Here is a 24,234-nt window from a genome sequence, read left to right on the forward strand (position 1 = left end):
CGGATTGGCCGCTGGAGACTTATCGGGTTGTATCGAGGACAAGCCTGCCCCGTGCATGACGCCCCAGGCTTTTCTCGATCGCCACTTTCGCCTCGCTCAACGGATACGTCTCAACCTCGACTGTGAGGTAGCCCTTGTCGAACAACTCGGCAATGAGCGAGAGCTGTCGGCCATCGGAACGGGTGGCAAAGTTGGCCGGGATCACGCCATAGTCATTGGCCAGCGACATGTTCGGCAGGCTCACAGGTGATACCAGCACGCCGTTTCTTTTCAGGACCTTGAACGAACGGGCCTGGGTTTCGCCACCCACCAGATCCAGTACGACATCGACGCCGGACACCAGCTCATCGAATGCCTGGGTTGTGTAGTCAATGGTGTAATCGGCGCCGAGATCCTTGAGGTAGGCATGATTGTGCGCAGAGGCCGTTGCGTAGACCTCAGCACCCAGGTACTTGGCAATCTGCACGGCCATGCTACCCACACCGCCTGCCGCCGCATGAATCAACACTTTCTGACGCCTTTGCACGCCAGCGTGTTCAGTCAGGGCCTGCCACGCGGTCAACGCGGTTGCAGGCACGGCACCGGCGGCAAGCACACTGATCGAACGCGGCTTCAGCGCAAGCTTTGAAGCCTGGGCAACGGCTTTGCTTGCGTAGCCACCGACGATGTTGATGAAGCCGAACACTTCATCGCCGATGCTGAATTCCTTGACGCCCGCCCCGAGCGCGATCACGGTGCCGGACACTTCAACCCCCGGGGTAAAAGGCATCGGCAACGGAATGATCGCTTTCATGGCGCCGGACAAGATCTTCCAGTCAATCGGGTTGACCCCCGCCCCGGCCACATCAATCAGCACCTCGCCTTCACCGGGCACCGGGTCTGCAATGTCTTCCAGACGTAAAACTTCAGGGCTGCCGTATTCGTACACGCGTATGGCTTTCATGGAGGTCTCGAGTATTTGGAAAGTAGGGAGAAGCATTGCGCTGCGATGGATTTCGCAGCGCGGCAGGGGCAATCAACGACGGCGGGCATCAAGGCTGAAGCGACCGGCACCGAAGGCCACGATCTGCAACAGGCCACCGGCCATCGCGATGTTCTTGAAGAATTGGATGAACTGGTTTTGATCGCCCAGGGCGTTATGGAAAGCCAGTGCGGTCACCACGCTGAAGACCGCCAGTACAGCGGCTACGCTGCGAGCACGGTAACCGGCGATCAGCGCAAAGCCACCACCGATCTCGACAATGATCGCCAGCGCCAACGCCAGCTGCGGAAGCGGCAGCCCCACTGAGCCGATGTAGCCGACCATCATCGCGGGAGCGGCCAGTTTCGAGAAACCGGAGAGAATGAAGATTGCGCTAAGCAGTACGCGACCGATCAACGAAGCCGAGGCTTGGGTCACATCGGAGCGGCTCTGTTCGGAGGTGGTGGATTGAGCGATGTTTGCAGAAGTCGTCATGGGGTATTTCCTTCAAAGTTTGCGCGACTCGCCATGAATCGCTGCTGTGAAGAAGTCTTGCACCCCATCAGCTAATCTGAATAGCCGACAAATCTAGATCATTAGATTCGAATAAATAGACAAGCATCCAGTCCATCGATAAGCATTACGTTCAAGGAAACAGGCATGATTTCAGACCCCGGGACACCGACACTCGATCAATTGCGCGTATTCCTGACCGTTGTTGAAGTCGGCAGTTTTGCCGCGGCCGCCAGAAAGCTTCATCGGGCCACTTCGGTCATCAGCTACTCGATTGCCAACCTGGAAATGCAGCTCGGCGTGTCGCTGTTTGACCGTCAGACGACTCGCAAGCCGCAGCTCACCGATGCCGGCCGCACCGTGCTGGCCGAAGCCAGGACCATCGCCAATGGCGTTCATGGTTTACGCGCCAAAGTGAAGGGGCTGCTTCAGGGGCTCGAAGCCGAAGTTCACGTGGTGCTCGACGTGATGCTTCCTCCGGAGCGCGTGGTGGATGCACTCAAATCCTTTCGCGAAGAATTTCCGACCGTTGCCCTGCACTTGCACATGGAAGCCCTGGGGGCCGTCACAGATCTTGTGATCAACCGTGACGCAATCATCGGCGTCAGTGGGCCGATGAACGAAGGCATCGACGGTATCGAAAGAATTGGTGTCGGCAGTGTCGAGTTGATTCCGGTGGCAGCCCCGAATCATCCGCTGGCTTCAAGCGATTCGAACGTTCCCGGCGCCGGTCGCGAGTTCACACAACTGGTGCTGTCCGATCGCTCGGTGCTGACAAAGAACAAGGATTTCGCCGTGCTCAGCAACCGCACCTGGCGCCTGGCGGATCTGGGCGCCAAGCACATGCTGCTGCGTGAAGGCATCGGTTGGGGAAACATGCCGGTACCGATGGTCCAGGAAGACCTGGACAGCGGCCGACTCGTGCAATTGGACATACCGGAATACAAGAGCGGCAAGTACTCCTTCGACGTTATCTACCGCACGGATCTGCCACCGGGCCCCGCGGCAAGGTGGTTGATCGACAGGTTCATAAAACAAGGTTCGACTGATTGAAGGTCAGTGTGATGACACGAAGGGCGATGGGGTTGTCGGTGCCGGCAACGCATAGGTTCGTTTCATCCACGCAACCTCAGCTATCGGTGTACGGCCGAAGAGGCGCTTGAAGTCGCGGCTAAATTGCGAAGCACTTTCATAGCCCACCAGAAATGCCGATTTGGCTGCTGTCAGGTCGTTACGCAGCATCAGTAATCGCGCTTGATGCAACCGTGTCGACTTGAGGTACTGCATAGGCGAGGAATCAGTCACCTTGCGAAAGTGCAGATGAAAGTTGGGCACGCTCATCTGCGCTTCCTGGGCCAGGGCTTCTACATCCAGATGCTCGTGATAACAGCTGTGGATTTTGTGAATGGCGCGCGTCACCTTGCCGAACTGGCCCTGCTGGGCGATGGCCGCGCGCAAGGTGCCGCCTTGTTCGCCGGTGAGGATGCGGTAGTAGAGCTCGCGCAGCATCGCCGGGCCGAGGATTTGCGCGTCGGTGCAGTCGCCCATGACTTCCAGAAAACGCAGGGTCGACTGGCGCAGCGGTTCGTCCATGGGCGAGGCGTACATGCCCATAGGCTGAGCCGCGTTGAATTTCCGAATCTCATCCACCTGCTGAATCAGCTCGCCGGCCAGGGTGAAATCCAGGCGCAGGTACACCGCCAGCATTGGCTCCGCCTCGCTGGCCTCGGTCTCCATCGTAAAAGGCACCGGCACCGACACCACCAGATAATGCTGGGCGTCATAGACGTAAACGTCATCACCCAGATAGCCGCGTTTGCGCCCCTGACAGAGGATGACGATGCCCGGTTCATACAAAACCGGTGTGCGCGTCAGCGGTCGGTTGGAGCGCAGAAAACGCACATCATCCAGTGGGCTCAGGTTGTAACCCTCCAACGGCGCAAGCTGGCCCATCAACTGCACCATACGCTCTGTGTTCGGGTCCTTGGGTTTTGGCATCGACTGCACAGTCTCCACTTTTCTTGCTCAGCCATCCGTAGAACAGCTAAGCGCCTCCCATTGCTTAATACTCTCCGCCGTCCGGTGCAGCTTGTCACGCACCAGGGCCAGGGCGTCGCTACCCAACAGCAGGTGAGTCGGGGGTGTGGGGCTGGCGATAATCGTCAGCATGGCGCGTGCGGCTTTCTGCGGGTCGCCCAATTGATGGCCGCTTTTTTCCTCACGAGCTTTGCGCACCGGGTCGAAGCTCGCATCATAGTCACTGATGCTGCGCGGCGTACGCTGCATCGAACGGCCCGCCCAGTCCGTGCGAAACGACCCCGGTGCCACGGCCGTGACAAAAATATTGAAGGGTGCAAGCTCTTTGCTCAATGTGTCAGAGATGCCCTCCAGCGCAAATTTGCTACCGCAGTAATAGGCAATGCCCGGCATGGTGATATAGCCGCCCATGGACGTGATATTGAGGATATGCCCTGCCCGCCGCTGGCGAAAATACGGCACAAACGCCTTGGTCATCGCCACTGCGCCAAACACATTGACGTCGAACTGGCGGCGCATTTCCTCCAGCGACGACTCCTCGAAAATCCCCTCGTGGCCATAACCCGCGTTGTTTACCAGCACATCCACCGGGCCATGCTGGTCCTCAACAGTGGCGACCACCGCGTCGATGGCATTGTTGTGGGTAACGTCCAACACCACGCCATGGGCCCGCTCAGGCGAGAGCGCCTCGAAGGTTGCCAGAGCAGATTCGCTGCGAACAGTGCCGATCACTCGATGGCCCTGGGCGAGAGCTTCCTTGGCCAGGGCCTGGCCAAAGCCACTGCTGACACCGGTGATAAAGAGGGTTTTTTCTGCACTCATGGGGCGCACTCCTGAGGATATAAGGTGTGGCCATGCTAGGGCTGGGAGTGGTGGGAGACTATGCCGGATTGGATTTGAGTATTGCCTGATCCTATCTGGGTGGTCGGTGGACAACCCGAACTCCGGTGACAAAAAACGAGACCCAAGGAAGAAAGGAGCAGTGGCGCCGGGTCCTCCTTCGGGACCCCGACTCGATTGAATGCGGTTGAGCGGCAGGCTGAGTACTCGAGCGACAGCAAGCCTCAACTATTGATTACTCAATGTAATAAGTGAAAATCAATTCAGGGGCTCTATCGCCGTTTGCTCTAGTAATAAGATGGCTCCATCAAACCATCGCTACTGGAGAATCGCGTGAAAAAAACCATTATTGCCGCCCTGCTAGCCGCTGCCGCCAACTATGCCAACGCCGGCACGGTATTGGTTGTACTGTCCGATCAGGCTCAACTGGACCTGAAAGACGGCAAGGTCATGCAAACAGGTTTCTTCCTGAACGAATTAATGCAACCGGTGCAGACCTTCATCGCGTCGGGTCAAACCGTCGTATTTGCCACCCCTGGCGGCAAGGCGCCAACCGCGGACCAGAAATCCAATGATGTGAGCTTCTGGGGCGGCGATGAAAAGGCCCGCCAGGAAAGTCTCGCGTTGCTGGACACGCTGAAGCTGACCTCGAAGAGCGGCTCGCCGGCAATCAGCTTCGCGCAGGTACAGAAAATCGGCTACGACAAGTTCGATGCCGTATTCGTGCCTGGCGGCCATATCCCGATGCAGGATCTGCTGAAGGACAAGCAACTGGGCGAACTGCTGACCCACTTCCATGAAAAAGGCAAAGTCACCGGCTTCACCTGCCATGGCACCATAGCCATGTTGTCGGCGATCCCGGACGCGCATGGCTTTGTCTCCGCGCTGGAGTCGGGCAAACAGCCGGCAGCGCCAGCCAATTGGATTTACAAGGGCTACAAAGTCACCGCCTTCACCGACGCGGAAGAGGAGCAGGCCAAAGGTTTCCTCGGCGGCGGCCATATGAAACTGTTCCCGCAGGATGGCCTGACGGCAGCCGGTGCCAGCTTCTCCGAAGCCAAGCCATGGAGCGAGAACGTGATCGAAGACCGCGAAGTCATTTCCGGCCAGAACCCACAGTCGGCCAAGGCAGTCGCCGTGGCCATGGTCGCGAAACTGAAGTAATCCCGGGCAACCGTTCCGGGCAAGCCGGGCCGTAGGTGCTGCGGGCCAATCTGCGTTGGCTCCAGCACCACCGTCTATCCCGACACACTTCAAGCATATGTGTCGGAAGATGACACCCGCACATTACGTTCAAGCCCAAGGGCGGCTTCGTGATGCCCTCGTCTAGTAAGACACGGGTCGCCTGGAGGGCCGAGAAGCCTGACCTGAAATGCTCGATGTACTTCTGGTCAGTGATCGCCACTCAAGACTCGAATCGACTGGGCGTCGTGTACATATCAAACGGCAGGTAACGCGCCTGTCGGTCACGCATCACCTTGATCATCGCAACGTCGGCATCGCTGGAAAAGAACAGGCGGCCACCGCAGGCCACCAGGTAATCGAGCGAGCGCTCCTTTTCCCCGATGAGCCCTTCCGGGCTGCGGTCGTTGGCAGTGGTGACCTCCAGGTTCAGCCAGTGGGTACCGGGAATGAGGTCGCCGGCAAAAATCACCGGACCTGCCGGCATTGCGATTTCCGGGATCAATTGGCCGGGCGTGTAGCCATCGCTGAAGCTGGTTTTCATGCATGCCGGCGGATCGCCGCTGGACATGACATTAAAAGCTGCCGTCGAGCAGCGCTTCGGCCTGACGCTGCACAACGGCTATGGCCTGACCGAAAGCTCACCCACGATCAGTCAGACGCGAATCGACGCCCCATGCAGCGATACCTCCATCGGCCTCCCAATCCCTGGGCTGGACATTCGCCTGATGAACAGCGACCGCAGTGCCTGCGTTGCGCAGGGCGAAGTCGGCGAGTTGTGGGTACGCGACCCCAATGTGATGAAGGGTTACTACCGGGCGCCAGACAAGACCGAAGAGGTCCTGACAACCGATGGCTGGCTGAACACCGGCGACCTGGCCCGCCAGGACAGCGATGGCGCACTCTTCATCGCCGGGCGCAGCAAGGAGTTGATCATCCGCTCAGGCTTCAACGTCTATCCCCCCGAAGTCGAGGCCGTCATCGCGGCGTTCCCGGGTGTGGTGATTGCCGCTGTCGTCGGCCGACCGGTGGAAGGCAATGAGGAGGTCGTGCCGAGGCATTCGCAAGGGATGCCTCGTCGCGGATCCGAATATTGACTCGGAAGTCCCCCATGAAACGACTGCTCGAAATCCCCGCAAGCCGCCTGCCCGCCGAAGGACAACGCATCCTGCTACGCCATGAAGAAAAGTCAGTGCTGCTGTTCAATGTCGCCGGCTCCTTCCATGCCATCGACGACAGCTGTCCGCACAGCGGGGCATCTTTGTACGCCGGCAAACTGCAAGGGACCTTGCTGCAGTGCCCGGCCCATGGATTGCGGTTCAACCTCGTCGAAGGTTGCCCAGGTGCAAAAGGAATGGAAGTCAGGACCTATCCAATGATCTGGCAGGGAGAGGTTTGTATCGTGAACCTGTCTGAGCCTTGAGCGCCTGGGCAGCAATCCGGCAAAGCTTGAATCTGTGTGAATGCCCCAGCCCGGCGAGACCAGCATCGCGACCCGAGTCGGGTTACTGCGAACGTTGAAACGCAAATAATACGCACTCCTAAATACAATTTTTTTCCTGAAGCCGAAGCGCTCCCGGCAGCTCCTTGCGCGCCTGATATTCAAGCTTGGCTATAACTGAGGAGAGGCACCGGCTTCCATGATTTTATGGGTGAAGTGACAAGCGCTTAAACATCTACTGTCAGGAATTGGGAATCAAATGCTATTGCCAATCCCCAAGCAAATTACCGTGATTTCCCCACATCTAGATGACGCTGTCTTCAGTTGCGGCTGCCCTCTGGCTGAGAGTCGAGACGCTCTCGTCATTACAGTATTCGCTGGCCTGCCTGATCCTGAAATAACGGCCCCCGCTTGGGATCTGGCAACAGGTTTCAGTAGCGCGTATCAGGCGGTGCTTGCGCGACGTGATGAAGATACGGAGTCCATGCGCAGACTGGGTGCGAAAAACGCTTGGCTCAACTTTTGGGATAGCCAGTACGGCCGCAGTTATCAAGCGACTGACCTCGTACCGACACTACAAACAATCATTGAGCAAAGGGGTGGGACCGTTCTCATGCCTATGGGACTTCGCCACCCCGACCATCTGCTGACAAGCAACGCTTGCCTGGCGGTGCGCGAAGCCTTACTGCTTGCACAGAAATACGATGAGAATGGAGCACCGCCTGACCAGCAAATGAATTGGGTCGTCTACGAGGAGGCTACCTACCGGCAGTTTCCGGGTCTGGTCCTTACTCGGCTCGCAGCCTGGAAGCAGGCTGGGCTAACAATGAGGGCGGTTAAATTTCCCACCACAAGCGTAATGAAGAAAGCCTACGCCGCAGGAGCCTATCAGAGTCAACTTCCGCTATTCGGAACCGCCAAACGCGCCGATATGGCCTCGCCTGAACGCTATTGGCAGCTTGATTATGAACAGCCGTTGCAGTGGTGAATGGGTCTGAATCTAAATGCTCCAGCCGCGCACAAGGTGCCGGATGCCTTGCCGCCGGGTTCAACCGTTGGGTTCATCGGGGTTATTTGAAAACCGGCACAGAGGTCGACCCTTGAGGCTGCTTCAAGTACTCGCGCAGCCGAACACCGATCTCGGCAATTTTCGCCTCCCCCGCGCGCAAGGCCTGCGGGTTGGTGTGGACCGAGTAATTGCCCAGGGCAAGGTCATAGGGATGAGGCGTAGCTGAGCCGATCACGAAGACTGTCTCTCTTTGCATGGCCTTCAGCGTGATGCTGCCGTTGCCCGGCTCGAAGATGGCCATTTCGCCCGCATCGACCAGGTCCGGCGCATAAAGGGCGCCGCGGCTGACACTCAGCCACAACGACTCGTGCCCCTTGGGCGGCACATAGGTCCAGGACTCCCCGGCCGGCAGCGTGACCAGCAGATAGTTCATGCCGGCGGGAGCGCGAACCGGGCTCTGCACGCCTTGGTAGGCGCCGAGAATCACCCGCGCCGGTCCCACTTCCGGCATCGCGCCGGACTCCAGGTACTGACTGTCGACACTGGCGTTTTCCAGCTCTGGCGGCAGAGCGACCCACAGTTGAAAACCCTGTATGCGCTTGGATGTGCCAACCGACATCTCCTTGCCGTGCCAGACCCCGCCTCCGGCGCGCATCCATTCCACGCCACCGTAATCAATCATGCCCTTGCCCGAACCGGCATCCTCGAAGCGCAAATTGCCTTCGGTAATCAGGGTGACAGTGGCAATCCCCGAGTGCGGGTGCATGGGCATCCCGTTGATGAACGAACTCTCGCCTTCAAACAGATCAAGGAAAACGAAGGGCTTGACCAGGTGCCCCAGATCGCCGGGGCTCATTAGTCGGACAATCGCGCCATGCCCGCTGCCAGTGGTGCGGTAGCTGATTGCACGGTGGGTCGCGGTTGCGGGTGTGGCGTCAGGGGAAGCGCCGGTGTGCGGTCGTTGCGCGAAGATCATGAACATTGCTCACAGAAAGCGGGAGCCTGTCGGCCCGATGAAACAAACAATAGGGCCAAGGCGATTACTTGATTAGTCGATACAATTGGATTGCACTCGTCCATCTGTGACAGGAATCCCCATCATGCTCGACCTCAATGACATCGCCATGTTTGTGCAAGTGGTGCGCAGCGGCAGCTTTGCGCAGGCGGCACGACGGCTGGGCATGCCGCCCAATACCGTCAGTCGGCGCATCCAACAGCTTGAGGTGCAGCTCGGTACGCGGCTGCTGCAGCGCTCCACCCGCAAGCTCACGCTCACCAGCGCCGGCCAGGACTTTCATGAGCGTTGCGCAGGCGCGGTCGACGGCCTGTTCGAAGCGGGACAGGAACTGGTGTCGGGCAACAACGAGCCCAGCGGCCTGGTGCGCGTGGCCGCTCCCGCCGACTTCTTCGACTTCTTCCAGATGGAATGGGTGAGCGAGTTTCTGGTTGCGCACCCCCGGGTGCGCTTCGACTTCGTGCTCAGCGATGGGAAGGCCGACTTGATTGCAGAACAGATCGATGTGGCCTTTCGCGGCGGGTCCTTGCATGACTCAGGTTACGTCGGCCGGCAGATCGTTGGTCCGCTCAGTGTCGGGATGGTCGCCAGCCCCGCTTACATCGCAAGGCATGGCGTTCCGCACGCGCTGAAGGATCTGGCAAGCCACGATTGCGTGATCGCAGCGCTTCCCGGCGGCCACGCCATCTGGCGCTTGGTCGGTCCCGATGGCGAGGAAGAAGTGCAAGTGACCGGACGTTTCAGCGGCAACACCGCGCAGGCGCTGCGCAAGGCCGCCCTGGCCGGACTCGGCATCGCCCTGCTCCCGCCCGTGATGGCCAGGCAGGAAGTAGAGGCTGGAACGCTGGTTCCTGTACTGGCGCAATACCGACCCAAGGGCTATGGCCTGAACGTGCTGTATCCGAGCCGCCGGCAACTGCCGCTCGCCGTGTCGGCGTTCATAGAATGGGTAATTCGCAAGATGAACGCAGACAGCTTTATCACGGGCTGAATATCGATCGTCGATGGAGGAGCTTCGATGTATCACGAGCGTCTTTTCATCGGTGTCGAGGACGAACACAACCCGACGCCAGCGCCTGAGAAATGGCGCGCGCACTCGTCAGCCTTTGAGCAGGTGGCGAATATGCACGGGGGTTCCCGACACCTGGAAGCGACGAGCGCTTGATTCGATTTTCAGTTCTGCGCGAGTGACCCTGCCGTGATGGCGAAGATGATCGTTCCAGGACTCATCGAAAAACAGCTCGACCCACAGGCGCGGATTTTCGGTGTCCTGCATCAACTGCCAGGAAAAAGAGCCGTTGCGATGGCGCATTTTGCGCACATCCTGCATCGCCTTCTTGAAGTCCTCGGCATTGGCCACGTCGATCTCATACTCCACCGTCACCATGACCGGGCCGCGATCACCTTCGACCTCGTGCCCCAGCAGCGGTTGCGGCCAATGCAGTGAAGGCGCCAAGTCTTGCGCACTGAGCACCGGCAGCTTTACCCACCCGCCCAGCCCCACGCCCGCCACCATGACAGCGGCGGCAATGCTCAACGAAAGGGAGATGGACATCCAGCTGGCGATCAGCCCCCAGACCATCCCGCCGATGGCCATGGTGCCGAAAAAAACCAGAATGTAGACCGCCAGCGCCCTGGCCCTTACCCAGGCCGGCACCGACGTTTGCGCGGACACCTGCAGGCTGGACAACACGGCGATCCAGGCAGCGCCGCTGATCAGCATCACGGGGATAAGCAAATAGAAATCCGAGATCCACGCCAGGGCCAACAGCACCCCCGCATAGATCAGGCTGGCCAATGCCACCAACCGGTTCACGGCAATATGACGGCGAAGCAAAGGCAAGAACATTGCGCCGGCGACCGCCCCGACCCCGACACATCCCAGCAGAATGCCGAATTGCTCCGCACTCCCCTTCAGCTCGCTTCGCACGATCAGCGGCAACAAGGACATGCCGGCGCTGGCTCCGAGGAAGAACGCCAGGGTGCGCACCAGTACCTTCTGCAGGTGACTTGAACTGCGGGCATAACGCCAACCCACGCGTATGGCGCCAAACAGGCGCTCCGCCGGCAGTACGGTTTGCTGTGACGTACGACGCCAGAACACGAGTACCGCAATAACGCCGAGGAAAGACAGGGCATTGACTGCGAAAGTCGCCCAAACCCCCACCAGGCTAATGATGATGCCAGCGATGGCCGGGCCGAGTGCCCGGGCAACGTTCACCCCGACACTGCTGAGCGATATCGCCGCGGGCAGATCGGCGGCCGGGACCAGCTCCGGTGTCAACGCCGACCAGGCCGGCATGGTCAACGCCGTTCCAACGCCCATTGCCAGCGTAAGCAGGAGCAAGAGTGTCGCGCTCATCATCCCCGAGAAGGTGGTCAGCGCCAGCACCAAAGCAACGACCGCCATCGCGGCTTGCACCACCAGGAGGTAATTTCTTTTGTCGATGATATCGGCCAGCGCGCCAGCGGGCAGCGCCAGTAGAAACATCGGCGCGGCACCTGCCACTTGTACCATGGCCACCATCAAGGGGCTGGCCGACAAGGACGTCATCAACCAGCCGGCACCGACTTCATGCATCCATGTCCCTATGCCGGAGGCAATGCTGGCGAGCCACAGGCTGCGAAAAAGTCCATGGCGCAGTGGTTGCCAGGCAGACGCCTGCGGTGCCTGATCTTCGCTGATCGTACTCATCGCTTTCCTCTATAGCTCACGCAATACCGGCCAACGATGCGACAAGCTCGTACCCAAGGCCAACCGCCCTGGGCCGGCGATGAAAATCGTCGAAAAGACGATCATCAACAGCCAGGCGAACTGCCCTTCGGCCAGACTCCATTCCGGGTGCACCCAGACCACCGAAACCGCCAGCAGAAACAGCACCGGCAAGGTCGCAAGGCGCGTCAGAACACCCAGGATGATGAACATCGGGCACAGCACTTCGGCGAAAATCGCCAGTGACAAGGTCAACAGACTCCCCATGCCGAAGGGGTCTTCGATCAGGCCCAACTCGTGGTCAAAATGCAGGAGCTTGGGTATCCCGTGCACCGCCAACAGCATCAGGCACCCGGTGATTCGTAGCCAGCACAGTGCGACATCGGTGGTGCTCATTGTCGTATCAACATCCGTAGTGGACCTGCGAGCCTGTACGGACTCAGGCTGGATCGAATCCACCCGTTCATCCGCACGGCTCGCCCGAGAGCGCCTCATCCCTCTTCGGGATGAGGAATTCAAAAGATCAGTGACCTTCCGAGGCGTTGAACATCGTTTTGGCGTAAATCAAACCAAGACCATAGGCGCCACCATGGGCAATGGAGGTTTTCACCGTCTCGTTGTAGGTGTCGCTGCGAGCCCAGTCACGCTGCAATTCAAGCAGGTATTGCAGCGACGTCATCGGACGCGCGCCGGCCTGGACCATACGTGTGATGGCACGTTCATGGGCCTCATCTGAAACGTCGCCGCAAGCATCGCAAATGATGTAGACCTCGAACCCTTGTTCAAGCGCCGAAATCGCAGGTCCCACGATGCAAACCGACGTCCAGAGGCCTGCAAGAACGATTCTGTTGCGCCCGATGCGATTCACTTCCACAGCAATCCGCTCATCTTCCCAGGTATTCATGCTGGTTCGATCGATGAGCGCCTGGCCAGGAAAAGTCGAGGTGATTTCCTCGAACATGGGGCCTGAAAAACTCTTTTCAGCAACCGTGGTAAGAATCGCCGGCACACCAAATTCCTTTGCCGCTTTCGAGATCAGGGCAGCGTTGTTGCGAAGGGTGACAGCGTCTATGGATTTGGTCGCAAAGGACATCTGTGACTGGAAATCGATCAGGATCAGAGCGTGGTTGGAAGGATCCAACAGGCCTTTGCCCGGTGCTGCTTTTGCCGTTGCCATGACACTTCTCCAGATAGGTTTTGGAGCGCTCATTCTCATGGCACGCAATAGCAAGCGATTGTATGGATGTGCGTAATTGGAATATTTGTGCCGGAAAGATTCCGGCGGCTCAAAACCTCTGCACCGACCACCCCAGTGATTTCATGGTCTTTTCTCTGAACCTATCGAGTGATGGCTCGCCGTTGAGGACAGGCCCGAATTTGCCTGGAAGGCGCAACGGCTAGTCCGCTTGGGTGTGGAGTCATTTTCTATTCTCTGATCGATAGCGCCCAGGATCGATATACAATGCAATGCATAAGCAACGCCTATAGAGAGGAATCCCCATGCTGCTAAGACATCTGCGGTATTTGCTGGCGGTTGCCGACAACGGCGGCTTCACCCGCGCCGCTGAAGCACTGCATGTTTCTCAGCCGACCCTGTCGCAGCAGATCCGCCAGCTGGAAGAAACCCTGGGCGTGGTCCTGTTCGATCGAACCTCGCGCACGGTGAAGCCCACGGATGCGGGACAGGCCTATATCGAATGCGCACGTCGAGTGCTGGTGGAGTTGGCGGCGGGCAAGCGCGCATTGCATGACGTGAAGGATTTGTCCCGTGGCACCCTGCGCCTGGCGATGACCCCGACGTTCATGGCGTACCTCGTCGGGCCTCTGGTACGGGACTACACGGCCCTTTATCCAAATATCCATCTGGAGATCTTTGAGCTTTCGATGGACGACATCGAAACCGGGTTGGCGGATGATTCGCTGGATATCGCGATCGCGTTCGATGGGGTGAGAAATACCGAAATCGAATCGATCCCGGCCTTTAGCGAGACGCTGGGGGTCATGGTCGGGCGCAGTCACCCGTTATGGGAAAGCCGGGCCGCGCTGTCCCTGGAAGAAGTGGCGCAGCTGGAGTTTGCCTTGCTGGCGACGGACTTCGTCACCCGGACCCGAATCGATGAGTACTTTGCGCAGGAGCAAATCACACCGAAAGTGGTGATCGAGGTCAACTCGGTCAATACGCTGCTGGAAGTCATTCGCCACACTGCGATTGCGACGATTCTCCCCGAACCCATCGCCACCGGTGATCGAGCCTTGTGCAAGATTCCATTGGCAAGGGATGCACCAACGCGGGGGGCGTCATTGTTGCGGCGCAAAAACAACTACCACAGCGCCGCGTCAGTCGCGTTCATGGAGTTGGTGTTGGGAACAGGGAGTTGGTAGAGCCATTCACCCAAAGAGACGGACGCTGCTCGCTGACTGCATGACGACACAAGCCAAGGGGGGCCAGGCCCCCCGGTTGCTGGATGGTTTCGTGATCAGGCAACGGCTTTTGCCGGGCGGGCATGAACGGCACAAGTGGTCGGATGCCTGGCCAAGGACTTGAACGTCTTGTTGTCGGCATCCAGCGCGTCGATCGAACCGGTGCCGATGTCGTAGACCCAACCATGAAGATTCACCAGTCCTTTTTCCTGAGCCAGACGCACACTCGGGTGGGTCTGTAGGTTGGCCAGTTGCGCAATCACATTTTCCCGAACCATCGAACTCACTTTCGCGGCTTCATTGGCGTGAGGGCGCGATTCGTTGATGACTTTTGCCGACTCGGCATGCTGCAACCATCCAGCGACAGCAGGCAGGTGATCGACGCACTTGCACTTGGCAACTGTGGTCATGGCGCCACAATCGGAGTGGCCGCAGATCACGATATCCGTCACACCCAGCACAGCGACGGCGTATTCGACCGTGGCCGATACCCCACCGGAGTGCGGGCCATAGGATGGAACAATGTTGCCGGCGTTACGGATCACGAACAGCTCCCCGGGTTCTTGCTGAGTCAGCAGTTCCGGAACGACACGACTGTCCGAACAGGTGATGAACAAGGTGCCTGGATGCTGTGTGGTGGCGAGGTGTTTGAACAGGTCCGTGCGTTGTGGAAAGGCGTCTTTCTGGAACTTCAGGAAACCTTCGATGAGCGCTTTCATTGTATGTACCTTGAAAATTGAGTGCTTGGATGAGCTGGCTGTCAGTTGGTGCAGCCGTTGCCGATCACGCTGTAATCCAGAATGTGGGTTTCACCCTGCGAATCGCGGTAAGTCATTTGCACGGGAGTCGGGCCGCAGACATCGGCGGCGGGTGTAATGCTTACAACCTGGGCTACGTCCAGTTGCATGCCATAGGCATACGAAATGACGTCCGGCATTGCGGATGATTGCTGCGCATAAGCGGACAGCGAGGCGGCCAGGGACAAGGCGAAAAACAGAATTTTTTTCATGACGAATCCTCCAGTCAAAGTTGGTGATCGTTGGAAGGGTTGAGAATTTTTTAAAGCAGGCCCGCAGAAGTCGCGGGCCGAACTACAGGTCCGATTGCGCGCTTAGAAAGGACGCAGTGGCAGGAACTTGCCATCGAGGGTGATCACCGCGCGGTGACCGCCTTCCGGGTCTTCGACTTTCTTCATGTCCAGCTTGAAGTTGATCGCGCTGATGATGCCGTCGCCGAACTGCTCGTGAACCAGGGCCTTGAGGGTGGTGCCGTAGATCTGGATCATTTCGTAGAAGCGGTAGATGGTCGGGTCGGTTGGCACACCCGACAGACTGCCGCGCAGCGGGATGATTTGCAGGCGGGACACCGAGTCGGCGTCCAGTTCGAGTTTTTCGCCGATCACTTTGGCTGCGGCTTCAGGCAGTGGATGCTGACCGAGCAGGGCTGCGGTGACGTACGCCAGGCCAAGGCCGGTGCCTTCGGTAACTTGCTCGAAGGACAGATTTTTGCGCGCCTTGGCGTCCAGGATTTTCGCGGTCAGTTCGAGGCTGGTGTCGTTGTAAGCGTGGGACTGTTGCATGGTGGATCTCCTGTTGCAGTAGGTAGTGCCTGGGTGTGGGCTCATCTTCTGCCGATCCACTCATAGCGTCCAAGATCGATATCCAATGCTTCGTATAAGCAACCCCTATGAGTTGCGGATATGGCGCATTTCGCGGCCGCGGCCCAACAATTGGGCGACATCTGATGCTTGTCAGGAACGCTGATGAGTAATGCATCAAAGGCTCTAAATCGGCCTTTTCAAAGCGATTTGATATCAGCCTTGAGCCTTCTCCAGGTCTTTCTCCAGATGATCGAGCAGCGATGCCAGCCTCAGCTCGGTATCAGCCAGCGCCTGTTCTGATGCGACTGCCCAGAAGGGTGCGATTTCGAGCAGGTCAGGTTCGGATTCGGCTCGCAGGCACCATTGATGATGGTCGTGCCATGAGCCGAGCGACGTCTGCACCGACTTCAGTTGAACCCTGGTCACTGCCTTGAGCGATGACAGTGCTGGAAAGGCATCGGAGAGGTATCTCGCGTTTTTCACGATGATCCGCAGCTCATGCCGGTCGAAATGTTCGTCCCGAAGTCCGGCAATCAGTTGCGTGACGGTTTTCTTCAGGGCTTTCGCGATCTGCCTTTTGACATCAACCAGCTCGCCGGCTCTCTCGGCAGTCCTGAACATCTGCGGCCATCGATCCAGTTCGGCAAACAGTTTGTCGAGCACCGGGCTGGCGGCGATCTCCCGATACTGCTCCGCCAGGGTTGCGCTTCGACTCGTCGCCTGGCGCGGATAGCCCCTCTTCTGCAGCTCATCAATGATGACCTCCAGGTCCCTCGTGGGCGTAGTCGCCCTACCCACTTCAGCTGCAGCCTGGTTCAACGCTGCGACCTCGGGCATGTTGCGCAGCGGTCGCAAAAAGCTGCGTATTTTGCGTACCGCGATCCTCAGATCATGCAGGGCTTCGCTGTCGGTGTTGGCTTGCAGTCGTGCGTGTGAGTGGTACAGGGAGACTTCCAGGGAAATGATGTTCGCCACGAAATCGTCGACAAAAGCCATCATCATCCTCGCTCGAGAGGGGGGTTCGCAGAGCGTAGCAGAGCCATTTTTCGTTGCTGCCGTTTGCACACTGATACTGCAATAAAAAATTCATCAAGTACCGCTTCGCATTGGCAGCCAACGTTTGACGTGGGCACAGAAAAATTTGGAAACACAGTCCATCGACTGAAAATCGGCCGATCAAACAACTCTGCTTAACTGAACAAGCCGTTTTCTCGGATCACTGTTCTGACGCTGTAAGGGAGAAAGGAATGGCTGACAAAATGCGGGTCCTGTTTGTCTGTGCCAGAAACGATGTCCGTTCTTTATGGGCCGAAGCGCTGCTTCGCCACACCGACTCATCAAACTTCGAAGCTTTCAGTGCCGGCCTCGAACCTGGCGAGGTTGATCCTCGAACCCTGGACTCCCTCGAACACATAGGCATAGAGACCAACGGCTTGCGCAGTAAGTCGATCAACGAGTTCGAAGGGCAAGAGTTCAATTACGTGATCACGCTATGTGACAAGTCTTCCGAGGAAGCTTCACGGATGCCGTCCTCCGGTGAGGTGATCGTGTGGAGTTTTGAAGACCCGACCACCAGCGAGAAGCATGAGCCCTTCCGACACACCCTCCAGGAAATTCACGACCGCATCAAAATGTTCGTCACGGTGAAGACCAGGCTGTGAATGTGTGAATTGAAAAGATCGCAGCCTCGTTGCACTCGACAGCTCCTACAGGACGAACTCATTCCAGGGTAGGAGCTGTCGAGTGCAGCGAGGCTGCGATCCCTGATCAGGACAACGTCGGATAATCGGTATAACCCGCCGCCCCTCCCCCATAGAACGTATTCCGATCCGGCTCCGCTAGAGGTCGATCGAGCCGCAGCCGTTCGACCAGATCCGGATTGCTGATGAAGGGACGCCCGAACGCCACCATGTCGGCGTGGCCCGAGGCGACAGCGTCAATTGCCATTTGGCGGTCGTAACTGTTGTTGGCGATGTAACGACCACCGTAGGTGGCATGCAACGCTTTGAAGTCAAAACCGCTGGCTTCGTTTTCGCCCTGGGTCTGGCCTTCGACACAGTGAAGATAGGCCAGCCCCAGCTGCCCGAGCTGCTGGGCAAAATAGCCATAAGTCGCCTGCGGATTGCTGTCCAGCGGTGTGTCGCCCACGGCACGGGTGATCGGCGAGAGCCTCACGCCGACGCGGTCCGCGCCCCAGATCTGCGCGACGGCCTGCACGACTTCCAGGGGGAATCGAATGCGATTTTCCACTGAGCCGCCGTACTGGTCGGTACGCAGGTTGGTGCTGTCGCGAATGAATTGCTCAAGCAGGTAGCAGTTGGCCGAGTGCACCTCGACACCATCGAAACCGGCGTCCTTGGCACAGCGCGCGGCGTGCTTGTAATCCTCCAGGATCAGTGGGATCTCTTCGGTTCGCAGTGCGCGGGGCATCGACGGTGTGTCCAGGGTTTGCGACTCGAGGAACACCACCTCCCCGGCCTGGATGGCCGAAGGTGCCACGGGGGCGGCACCGTTCTCTTGCAGGCTGACATGGGACATGCGACCCACATGCCAGAGCTGGCAGACGATCTTGCCTCCCGCCTCATGCACCGCATCGGTGACGCGCCGCCAGGCGGCCACGTGCTCCGGCGTATAGATGCTCGGGGTAAAGGCATAGCCGCGGCCCTGTCGGGAAATGTTGGTGGCCTCCGAAATGAGCAGGCCCGCGCTCGCCCGCTGTCGGTAGTACTCGACCGCAAGCTCGGAATGCACGCCCTCCATCGTCGCCCGGGAGCGCGTCAGCGGGGCCATGGCGACCCGGTTGGCCACCTTGATTGCGCCGATCGAAAGCAGTGAGAAAAGATCGGATTGCTGGTTTACGGACATGGAAGCTGACTCCATATTTTCGGTTTACGGACTGTGCAACGCCGACGACTACGCCGGGCATGCACCCCATCAAGTGACCGAGTCAATTCGTAGCCTGGTTTTCTCCAAAGACGGCGATTTATGCCACGGGTAGCCCTTCGTGCTGAGTTGGAAAGCGTAGTCGAACAGCTGCTTCATGTACTCGCCATCGAATTTTCGAAGGTGCGGAAAATCGAAGTCGGAGCCGATGTACGCAAGATTGAAATCCGCTCCGTCCTGCTGCGCCATTCGGTAGATGCGTTCCAGGTCGCTGATGCCCTGGGTTTGGATCAATGCGCTGATGGCTCGGCCGCCGATGCTCAAGGTACGGCGCTTCGTGCCGGACCACTGCGGTTCCAAGGTTCCGTTACGAATCACATAGAACTGCCGTTCGAGGCGCAAAGGCGCCCCGGCGGCCTTGCTCAGCGACATTACGGTGCTGGGCGGATAAAGGAACACTTGCGTGATGACCCCGCCGTCCACGTGCATTTCCTGGAACTGCTTGCCGTCGACTTCCACGTCGATCATCACCGGTGAGACGGCGCCGGGAATGCTCATCGAGGCGAGCATGATGTTGCGAAAGAGCTCGAGGGCTCCCGGTGCCTTGCTTGCGGCAATGGCGCCCATATTCCAGGTGACGGGTCGTCCTGAATCCAGGTCTGTCGTGCCGATCAGCAGGATTCGTCCTTTGGCGTACTCCGAGGCGATTGCCGCAAGAATCTCTGTCGTGACGTATTTGGCGATGAGCCGCGACAGTGGCTTGCTGTCGGCGATACCGTCGCTGGCAAGCCGGGTCAGCACGTTGCGCGAATGAAAAATGTCCTTTGGACCGATGCCGTTGCAGACGTAACGAATCACGCTGTCGTACTCGGGCCCCAGATAAGCGAACGGGGCAACCAGCGCGCCGGCGCTGATGCCGGTGACGACCTTGAACATGGGACGCGTGCCATGGATGGTCCAACCGGCAATCAGTCCTGCGGCAAATGCGCCCGCGTCACCGCCGCCGGATATCGCCAGCATGTTGCCCAGCGGCAGGATATCGTTCGGCAGCCCGGCCGCGGCGAGCACTTCGCTCTCTCGTTTGTTGGATTGGACTGCGTCGCGAATGAACGGCGTCAGGTCGTGGTCGAGCCTGTAGCGCGCATCCGGAATGCCGGGGATGACGGCCTTTTCCGTCAGGGCTGGCGGAACAGCGTCACGGCGTGGCAGCCACGCTTGCAGAAACAGATCCAGGGTCGAGGCGCCAGGCCGCAGCGGGAATGGTTTCAAAACGCCTCCTGCGCCGCTGCGGTCGACAGCAGGCGCGCTCGTCGTGCTCGAAAAAGTGTTCGAGGTGACTGCGCGCCAGCCGATTGCGACAGGTCACTCGAACGCCGGGTTGCTCATTCTGCGCTCCTTTACCGGACAACAAAAAACCATTGGTCGCACGCCCGGGGCTCTAAATGAAAGCCCTCCGGGCCAGGGCATCGCACTAGCGGCGATAGTAGCGGTCATCGTCGTAGCGGTGCCGATCGTCATGGCGGTCCCAGTAATGACGCCGCTCGGCCTCTCGTCGGGCCTGCTCCCGACGCCACTGCTCCCTGCGCCATTGCTCTCTGCGCGAGTCGTCCCGGCGCCAATCGTCTCTGCGATCGTGCCAGCGACCGTCGCGCCAGTAGCCGTCGTCATGGGCAAGCAACGGGCCTGGCTGCTTGTCGGCGATACTGGCGAGGGTCGGCCAAGGGTTGCTGGCAGCCTGGGCCTGCGCCTGAACCGCCGCGATTTCAGTGGCGGCATCCGTTGGAAAAGCAGCGGTCGAAGCCTTCATCTGTGTTGCCGATGCCGAGCCCACCGCCGCGAACGCGAACAGGCCGAAGAGCACCATCCGTGGGTCAAGGAATTTCATGATCGAGGACAACCTCTGATTGACTATGGGACGTGTGGCCATCTGGCTGCGCAAAGCTTGCGGACTCGCGCTTACAGAGCCGATGTGCCTATCCCCATAGACTGATAAACAAGGAAAAGTTCTGGTTTTATGCCCGCTAAAAAATATGTTTTTGCGGCGGAAACTTAGTCTGAGATGGCCAGTCTGTGCAGCTGACAATGGGTCGCCACCGCCCCCTGTAGGAGCGAGCCTGCTCGCGATGGTCGTCAACGATTACGCGTGTTCATTGGTATAACGCGGCGATCTTGAGGCCATCGCGAGCAGGCTCGCTCGTACAGGTCCAAACTTTCAAAGCGTGTAGGAAATACCGACCTGCACCGTTCTCGGCGCCCCCGGATAGGCGTAGACGTTGCCGAAAGCCCCTTCCTCATAATCTTCGTCAGTCAGGTTCTTCACATCCAGATTCAGCCGGACCTTGTCGTTGACCTTGTAGTAACTCAACAGATCAACTACGGTGTAGCTGCCCATGGAAAACGCGGTGTTGGCCGTCTGCCCTGCACGCTCGTCAACGTATTTGAGGCCGGTCCCCAGGCCCAGCCCCTTGAATGCTCCGTCCTGGAATTCGTAGACATTGAGCAGGCTGAAGCTGTTCTGCGGGATGTTCATCAATCGAGCACCGGACTTGATGACGTTGTCCTGGGTCACTTCGGCATCGACATAGGCGTAGCCACCGATCACGCGCCATTGCGGCGTGACGTTGCCGGCGACGTTGAGATCGAAACCCCGGCTGCGCACTTCACCTGCCGCCACGCTGAAGGTCGAGTCCACAGGATCGGTGGTGAGCACGTTGCGTTTTTCGATCTGATAGATCGCCGCATCGACACTCAGCTGACTGTCCAGCGCTTCCCACTTGATACCCAGCTCCCAGGACTTGCCCTTTTCCGGATCGAACCCTCCCCCCTCGCGGCTGGCGCCGGTATTGGGCTTGAACGAGCGAGCGGTATCGGCGTAGACCGCCACGGTCTCGGTGAGGTCATAGGTGACGCCGACACGCGGGGTCACGGCGTTGTCGCTGGCCTGCCAGTTTCTGCCGCCCGCTACAAAGGTTTCATAATCGTGTTCGAAGCGCTCGAAGCGCGCACCGGCCAGCAGTTTCAAGCGCTCGGTCAACGCCACCTGGTCCTGGATGAAAGCGGCGTAGGTCTTGAGGTTTTCCTGGTCGTTGGTCGGGGTTCGGGTCAGGGCCGGACGAGGCTGGCCATACACCGGGTCGAAGATGTCGATCGGGTAGGCACTCACCGCGCCACTCGAACGCTGGATGATCGACTTGTAGTCGTAGTCCTCGTATTCGACGCCGGTCAGTAGCGTGTGATCGAAACCACCGGCGGTGAAATGCCCGGTGAGGTTCAGTTGCGTGTCCCTGTCCGTCCATTCCAGCTTGCGGTAGTTGAAATTGCGCCCCAGGGTGCGGCCGTCCGCAGCGACACCGTTGGCCTCCACTGCATTGCCCTGCAAGGTGCCGTCGAGCCACTGGAATCCACCGCCGAGCGTCCAGTTATCACTCAAGAAGTGCTCGAAACGCAGCTGCGCCATGTTGTTGTCGTTGTGCAATTTGCCGACGTCTTTTTCGCCGAAAAAGGTGTCGCGAGAGGCGGTGCCAATTTGATTGGGGTAGCGCGTCAGCCCGCGATCCAGCGGGTGATTGTTGCGCATGAAATCACCCTCGAAGACGATCCTGGTGTCGTCGGTCGCGTGCCAGCTCAGTACCGGCGTAACCCCGTAGCGCTCGGTTTCGACATGATCGCGGAAGGTGTCGCCGCCCTCACCCACCACATTCAGCCGATAGGCCAGACGGCCTTCTTCGTCCAAGGGGCCTGAGGCATCCAGGGTTCCGCGTTGCATCCCCTGATCGTCGAGCTGGCTGCCCAGTGTCACCGTGGGTTGTGCCAGCGGTTGCTTGGAGACGACGTTAAAGGTGCCACCCGGATCGCCACGGCCATAGAGCATGGTCGCGGGCCCACGCAGCACTTCGAGCCGTTCGATGGTGTTCGCATCCGGCATGTTCGGATAGCCACGGTTGATCGGGAACCCGTTGCGGTAAAACTCACCGGTGGTAAAGCCGCGCACGGTGAAAGTGGTCAAGCCCTGGCCACCAAAATTGTTGGCCCGCCCCACCCCGCCTGCGTAATCGAGCGCGTCCTGCAATCGGGTTGCGCTGATGTCCTCCACGACGTCCTTGGTCACCACACTGATGGACTGCGGTGTTTCATGAATCGAGGTGTCGGTGCGGGTCGCACTGGCCGAACGGGTCGCACGGTAGCCGTCCACGGGTCCCTGGGCGGTTTCAAAGTCTGACGTACCCACGATGTCCGTGGCCTGTAACTCCAGGCTGGTTTTATCGGTTATGGCTTGCTCCGCCCAGGAGGAAGCGGACAACGCCTGAAGCACACAGATCGACACCGCAGTACGACGCATCAATAAAACCTTGTGTAAATGGCCAAAAGGAAAGGCATACGTGCCAGAAAAACGCGCCGCATGGTATACCAGAAGATTAAACTTTGATAGGGCTTCTCATTTGCATTTGACTGGCGATCTGCGTTTTTGCCGAGCGGTTTGCTACCGGGCAAGAGAAAATCGATTGACATAGTTGCTTCAAGCAAATAAATAGTTGCTTTAGGCAACCAATATTGAGGCTCTCATGACCACCCCACCCAGTGACCGCGTCGAGACGGTTCGCCTCTTCAATCGCTTCTACACACAGCAGATCGGCGTGCTGCAGGAGCACCTCAATCAGGCCGAATTCTCACTGACGGAAAGCCGGATTCTCTTCGAGTTGGGCGCGCGCTCGGCCCTGACCAGTGCCGACCTCTGTTTGCTGCTAGGCCTGAATGCCGGTTATCTCAGCCGGATCATCAACGGATTCGAGAAGAAAAAGCTGATCGAGAAAACCCGTTCGGCCAGCGATGCACGAGCCTCCGAGTTGAGGCTCACCGATACGGGTCGAGAGGTATTGGAGAGGCTGGAGCAAGCCTCCCGGCACGCAGTCAGCGCCATGCTGCAGCGGCTGCCGGAGCCTCAGCAGGATCATTTGGTCCAGGCCATGAAGCAGGTCCAGCAACTGCTCGGCGACAGAACCAGCTCCTACCTGCTGCGTGATCCTCAAGCCGGCGACATGGGCATCGTCGTCCAGCAGCAGGCAGCGCTCTATACCCGCGAATATGGCTGGAATTCGGAATTCGAAGCGCTGGTGGCCGAGATAGTCGCCCGGTTTCTCAGAGAGTTCGATCGGACTTGCGAGCGCTGCTGGATCGCGGAAAAGGACGGGATAGTCGTCGGCTCGATTTTTGTGGTGAGGCACGACGCAAAGACCGCCAAGTTGAGAATGCTGTACGTGGACGCTTCTGCGAGAGGCCTGGGCATCGGCAACCGGTTGATCGAGGAATGCCTGTCCTTCGCCCGTCATGCCGGTTACGAAAAGATGATGCTTTGGACAACCAGCATCTTGTCCGACGCACGCAGGCTGTATCAGAAGGCCGGTTTCCAATTGATCGAAGAAGAGCCGATACACAGCTTCGGCAAAGACCTGGTGAGCGAAACCTGGATGCGGGATTTGTAAGGGTGAAGCAGATCCTTGGGAGTGTCTGGTCAGTCAGCAGTGGTGTTGAATGTACCGGCCCCTTCGCGGGCAAGCCACGCTCCCACAGGGCGTTGTGTCGTACGCAAATAGTGTGATCGACACGAAACCTGTGGGAGCG

The 24,234-nt window shown here is 58.7% G+C and carries 25 protein-coding genes and 1 pseudogene; 9 read left to right on the top strand and 17 right to left on the bottom strand.

The features are described from left to right. Positions 1-19: 19 nt before the first annotated feature. Positions 20-943, bottom strand: coding sequence for an NADP-dependent oxidoreductase (locus ABTV29_RS18870; protein WP_433766204.1), 924 nt, complete (start codon positions 941-943; stop codon positions 20-22). 72 nt (positions 944-1,015) lie between these two features. After that, on the bottom strand, positions 1,016-1,456 hold the full coding sequence (locus tag ABTV29_RS18875) for a DoxX family protein (RefSeq protein ID WP_433766205.1): 441 nt from the start codon (positions 1,454-1,456) through the stop codon (positions 1,016-1,018). A 165-nt stretch (positions 1,457-1,621) separates the two neighbouring features. Here ABTV29_RS18875 and ABTV29_RS18880 point away from each other — a divergent pair, with 165 nt between their 5' ends. Beyond that, on the top strand, positions 1,622-2,527 hold the full coding sequence (locus tag ABTV29_RS18880) for a LysR family transcriptional regulator (protein ID WP_433766206.1): 906 nt from the start codon (positions 1,622-1,624) through the stop codon (positions 2,525-2,527). Positions 2,528-2,530: 3 nt separating this feature from the next. Here ABTV29_RS18880 and ABTV29_RS18885 read toward each other — a convergent pair whose 3' ends face one another. Next, a complete protein-coding gene (locus ABTV29_RS18885) occupies positions 2,531-3,472 on the bottom strand; it encodes an AraC family transcriptional regulator (RefSeq protein WP_433766207.1) in 942 nt (313 codons plus the stop codon). A gap of 27 nt (positions 3,473-3,499) precedes the next feature. Next, positions 3,500-4,333 (bottom strand): oxidoreductase, encoded by an 834-nt coding sequence (locus ABTV29_RS18890; protein WP_433766208.1) that lies wholly within the window; start codon positions 4,331-4,333, stop codon positions 3,500-3,502. Positions 4,334-4,684: 351 nt separating this feature from the next. Here ABTV29_RS18890 and ABTV29_RS18895 point away from each other — a divergent pair, with 351 nt between their 5' ends. Beyond that, a complete protein-coding gene (locus ABTV29_RS18895; RefSeq protein ID WP_433766209.1) occupies positions 4,685-5,515 on the top strand; it encodes a type 1 glutamine amidotransferase domain-containing protein in 831 nt (276 codons plus the stop codon). Positions 5,516-5,756: 241 nt separating this feature from the next. On the opposite strand, the pseudogene ABTV29_RS18900 reads toward ABTV29_RS18895, so the two are convergent. Then, a pseudogene (locus tag ABTV29_RS18900) lies at positions 5,757-6,062 on the bottom strand (MBL fold metallo-hydrolase); the annotation flags it as partial. A 40-nt stretch (positions 6,063-6,102) separates the two neighbouring features. On the opposite strand from ABTV29_RS18900, the gene ABTV29_RS18905 reads away from it, so the two are divergent. The 3 genes from ABTV29_RS18905 to ABTV29_RS18915 all read left to right on the top strand — a co-directional run bounded on the left by ABTV29_RS18905 (position 6,103) and on the right by ABTV29_RS18915 (position 7,962). Continuing rightward, positions 6,103-6,630 (top strand): class I adenylate-forming enzyme family protein, encoded by a 528-nt coding sequence (locus ABTV29_RS18905; RefSeq protein WP_433766210.1) that lies wholly within the window; start codon positions 6,103-6,105, stop codon positions 6,628-6,630. Positions 6,631-6,644: 14 nt separating this feature from the next. Next, positions 6,645-6,956: a Rieske (2Fe-2S) protein gene (locus tag ABTV29_RS18910; RefSeq protein ID WP_433766211.1), complete on the top strand. Its 312-nt coding sequence runs from the start codon at positions 6,645-6,647 to the stop codon at positions 6,954-6,956. Between the two features lie 277 nt (positions 6,957-7,233). Beyond that, positions 7,234-7,962 carry a PIG-L family deacetylase gene (locus ABTV29_RS18915; protein WP_433766212.1) on the top strand — a complete coding sequence of 243 codons (729 nt, stop codon included), beginning with the start codon at positions 7,234-7,236 and terminating at the stop codon, positions 7,960-7,962. Between the two features lie 82 nt (positions 7,963-8,044). Here ABTV29_RS18915 and ABTV29_RS18920 read toward each other — a convergent pair whose 3' ends face one another. Further along, on the bottom strand, positions 8,045-8,959 hold the full coding sequence (locus ABTV29_RS18920; RefSeq protein WP_433766213.1) for a pirin family protein: 915 nt from the start codon (positions 8,957-8,959) through the stop codon (positions 8,045-8,047). A 124-nt stretch (positions 8,960-9,083) separates the two neighbouring features. On the opposite strand from ABTV29_RS18920, the gene ABTV29_RS18925 reads away from it, so the two are divergent. After that, entirely contained in the window at positions 9,084-9,989 is a 906-nt protein-coding gene (locus tag ABTV29_RS18925; protein ID WP_433766214.1) for a LysR family transcriptional regulator, read from the top strand. Positions 9,990-10,097: 108 nt separating this feature from the next. Here the strand turns inward: ABTV29_RS18925 and ABTV29_RS18930 are convergent, their stop codons facing one another. The 3 genes from ABTV29_RS18930 to ABTV29_RS18940 form a co-directional block, all read right to left on the bottom strand. Further along, entirely contained in the window at positions 10,098-11,693 is a 1,596-nt protein-coding gene (locus tag ABTV29_RS18930; protein WP_433766215.1) for an MFS transporter, read from the bottom strand. A gap of 9 nt (positions 11,694-11,702) precedes the next feature. Further along, the gene (locus ABTV29_RS18935) at positions 11,703-12,107 is read right to left on the bottom strand and encodes a DoxX family protein (RefSeq protein ID WP_433766216.1); all 405 of its coding nucleotides are present in this window, start codon (positions 12,105-12,107) and stop codon (positions 11,703-11,705) included. 127 nt (positions 12,108-12,234) lie between these two features. Continuing rightward, positions 12,235-12,888, bottom strand: a complete 654-nt coding sequence (locus ABTV29_RS18940) for a hydrolase (RefSeq protein ID WP_433766217.1) — start codon at positions 12,886-12,888, stop codon at positions 12,235-12,237. A 323-nt stretch (positions 12,889-13,211) separates the two neighbouring features. On the opposite strand from ABTV29_RS18940, the gene cynR reads away from it, so the two are divergent. Beyond that, positions 13,212-14,093: a transcriptional regulator CynR gene (cynR, locus tag ABTV29_RS18945; RefSeq protein WP_433766218.1), complete on the top strand. Its 882-nt coding sequence runs from the start codon at positions 13,212-13,214 to the stop codon at positions 14,091-14,093. Positions 14,094-14,188: 95 nt separating this feature from the next. Here the strand turns inward: cynR and ABTV29_RS18950 are convergent, their stop codons facing one another. The 4 genes from ABTV29_RS18950 to ABTV29_RS18965 all read right to left on the bottom strand — a co-directional run bounded on the left by ABTV29_RS18950 (position 14,189) and on the right by ABTV29_RS18965 (position 16,734). Beyond that, positions 14,189-14,851: a carbonic anhydrase gene (locus tag ABTV29_RS18950; protein ID WP_433766219.1), complete on the bottom strand. Its 663-nt coding sequence runs from the start codon at positions 14,849-14,851 to the stop codon at positions 14,189-14,191. 41 nt (positions 14,852-14,892) lie between these two features. After that, positions 14,893-15,141 carry a DUF2790 domain-containing protein gene (locus ABTV29_RS18955; protein WP_433766220.1) on the bottom strand — a complete coding sequence of 83 codons (249 nt, stop codon included), beginning with the start codon at positions 15,139-15,141 and terminating at the stop codon, positions 14,893-14,895. 102 nt (positions 15,142-15,243) lie between these two features. Further along, positions 15,244-15,711, bottom strand: coding sequence for a cyanase (gene cynS / locus ABTV29_RS18960; RefSeq protein WP_433766221.1), 468 nt, complete (start codon positions 15,709-15,711; stop codon positions 15,244-15,246). A 234-nt stretch (positions 15,712-15,945) separates the two neighbouring features. Beyond that, positions 15,946-16,734, bottom strand: a complete 789-nt coding sequence (locus ABTV29_RS18965) for a CHAD domain-containing protein (RefSeq protein WP_433766222.1) — start codon at positions 16,732-16,734, stop codon at positions 15,946-15,948. Positions 16,735-16,979: 245 nt separating this feature from the next. On the opposite strand from ABTV29_RS18965, the gene ABTV29_RS18970 reads away from it, so the two are divergent. Next, positions 16,980-17,393, top strand: coding sequence for an arsenate reductase ArsC (locus ABTV29_RS18970; protein ID WP_433766223.1), 414 nt, complete (start codon positions 16,980-16,982; stop codon positions 17,391-17,393). 106 nt (positions 17,394-17,499) lie between these two features. Here ABTV29_RS18970 and ABTV29_RS18975 read toward each other — a convergent pair whose 3' ends face one another. The 4 genes from ABTV29_RS18975 to ABTV29_RS18990 form a co-directional block, all read right to left on the bottom strand. After that, a complete protein-coding gene (locus ABTV29_RS18975; RefSeq protein WP_433766224.1) occupies positions 17,500-18,597 on the bottom strand; it encodes an alkene reductase in 1,098 nt (365 codons plus the stop codon). 69 nt (positions 18,598-18,666) lie between these two features. Then, the gene (locus tag ABTV29_RS18980; protein WP_433766225.1) at positions 18,667-19,884 is read right to left on the bottom strand and encodes a patatin-like phospholipase family protein; all 1,218 of its coding nucleotides are present in this window, start codon (positions 19,882-19,884) and stop codon (positions 18,667-18,669) included. A 202-nt stretch (positions 19,885-20,086) separates the two neighbouring features. Beyond that, positions 20,087-20,500, bottom strand: a complete 414-nt coding sequence (locus ABTV29_RS18985; protein ID WP_433766226.1) for a hypothetical protein — start codon at positions 20,498-20,500, stop codon at positions 20,087-20,089. Positions 20,501-20,827: 327 nt separating this feature from the next. Beyond that, positions 20,828-22,954, bottom strand: coding sequence for a TonB-dependent siderophore receptor (locus tag ABTV29_RS18990; RefSeq protein ID WP_433766227.1), 2,127 nt, complete (start codon positions 22,952-22,954; stop codon positions 20,828-20,830). 223 nt (positions 22,955-23,177) lie between these two features. Here ABTV29_RS18990 and ABTV29_RS18995 point away from each other — a divergent pair, with 223 nt between their 5' ends. Further along, positions 23,178-24,095: a bifunctional helix-turn-helix transcriptional regulator/GNAT family N-acetyltransferase gene (locus ABTV29_RS18995; protein ID WP_433766228.1), complete on the top strand. Its 918-nt coding sequence runs from the start codon at positions 23,178-23,180 to the stop codon at positions 24,093-24,095. Positions 24,096-24,234: the final 139 nt, after the last annotated feature.

Source organism: Pseudomonas putida (genome assembly GCF_050989985.1).
Taxonomy (GTDB): Bacteria; Pseudomonadota; Gammaproteobacteria; order Pseudomonadales; family Pseudomonadaceae; genus Aquipseudomonas; species Aquipseudomonas putida_AI.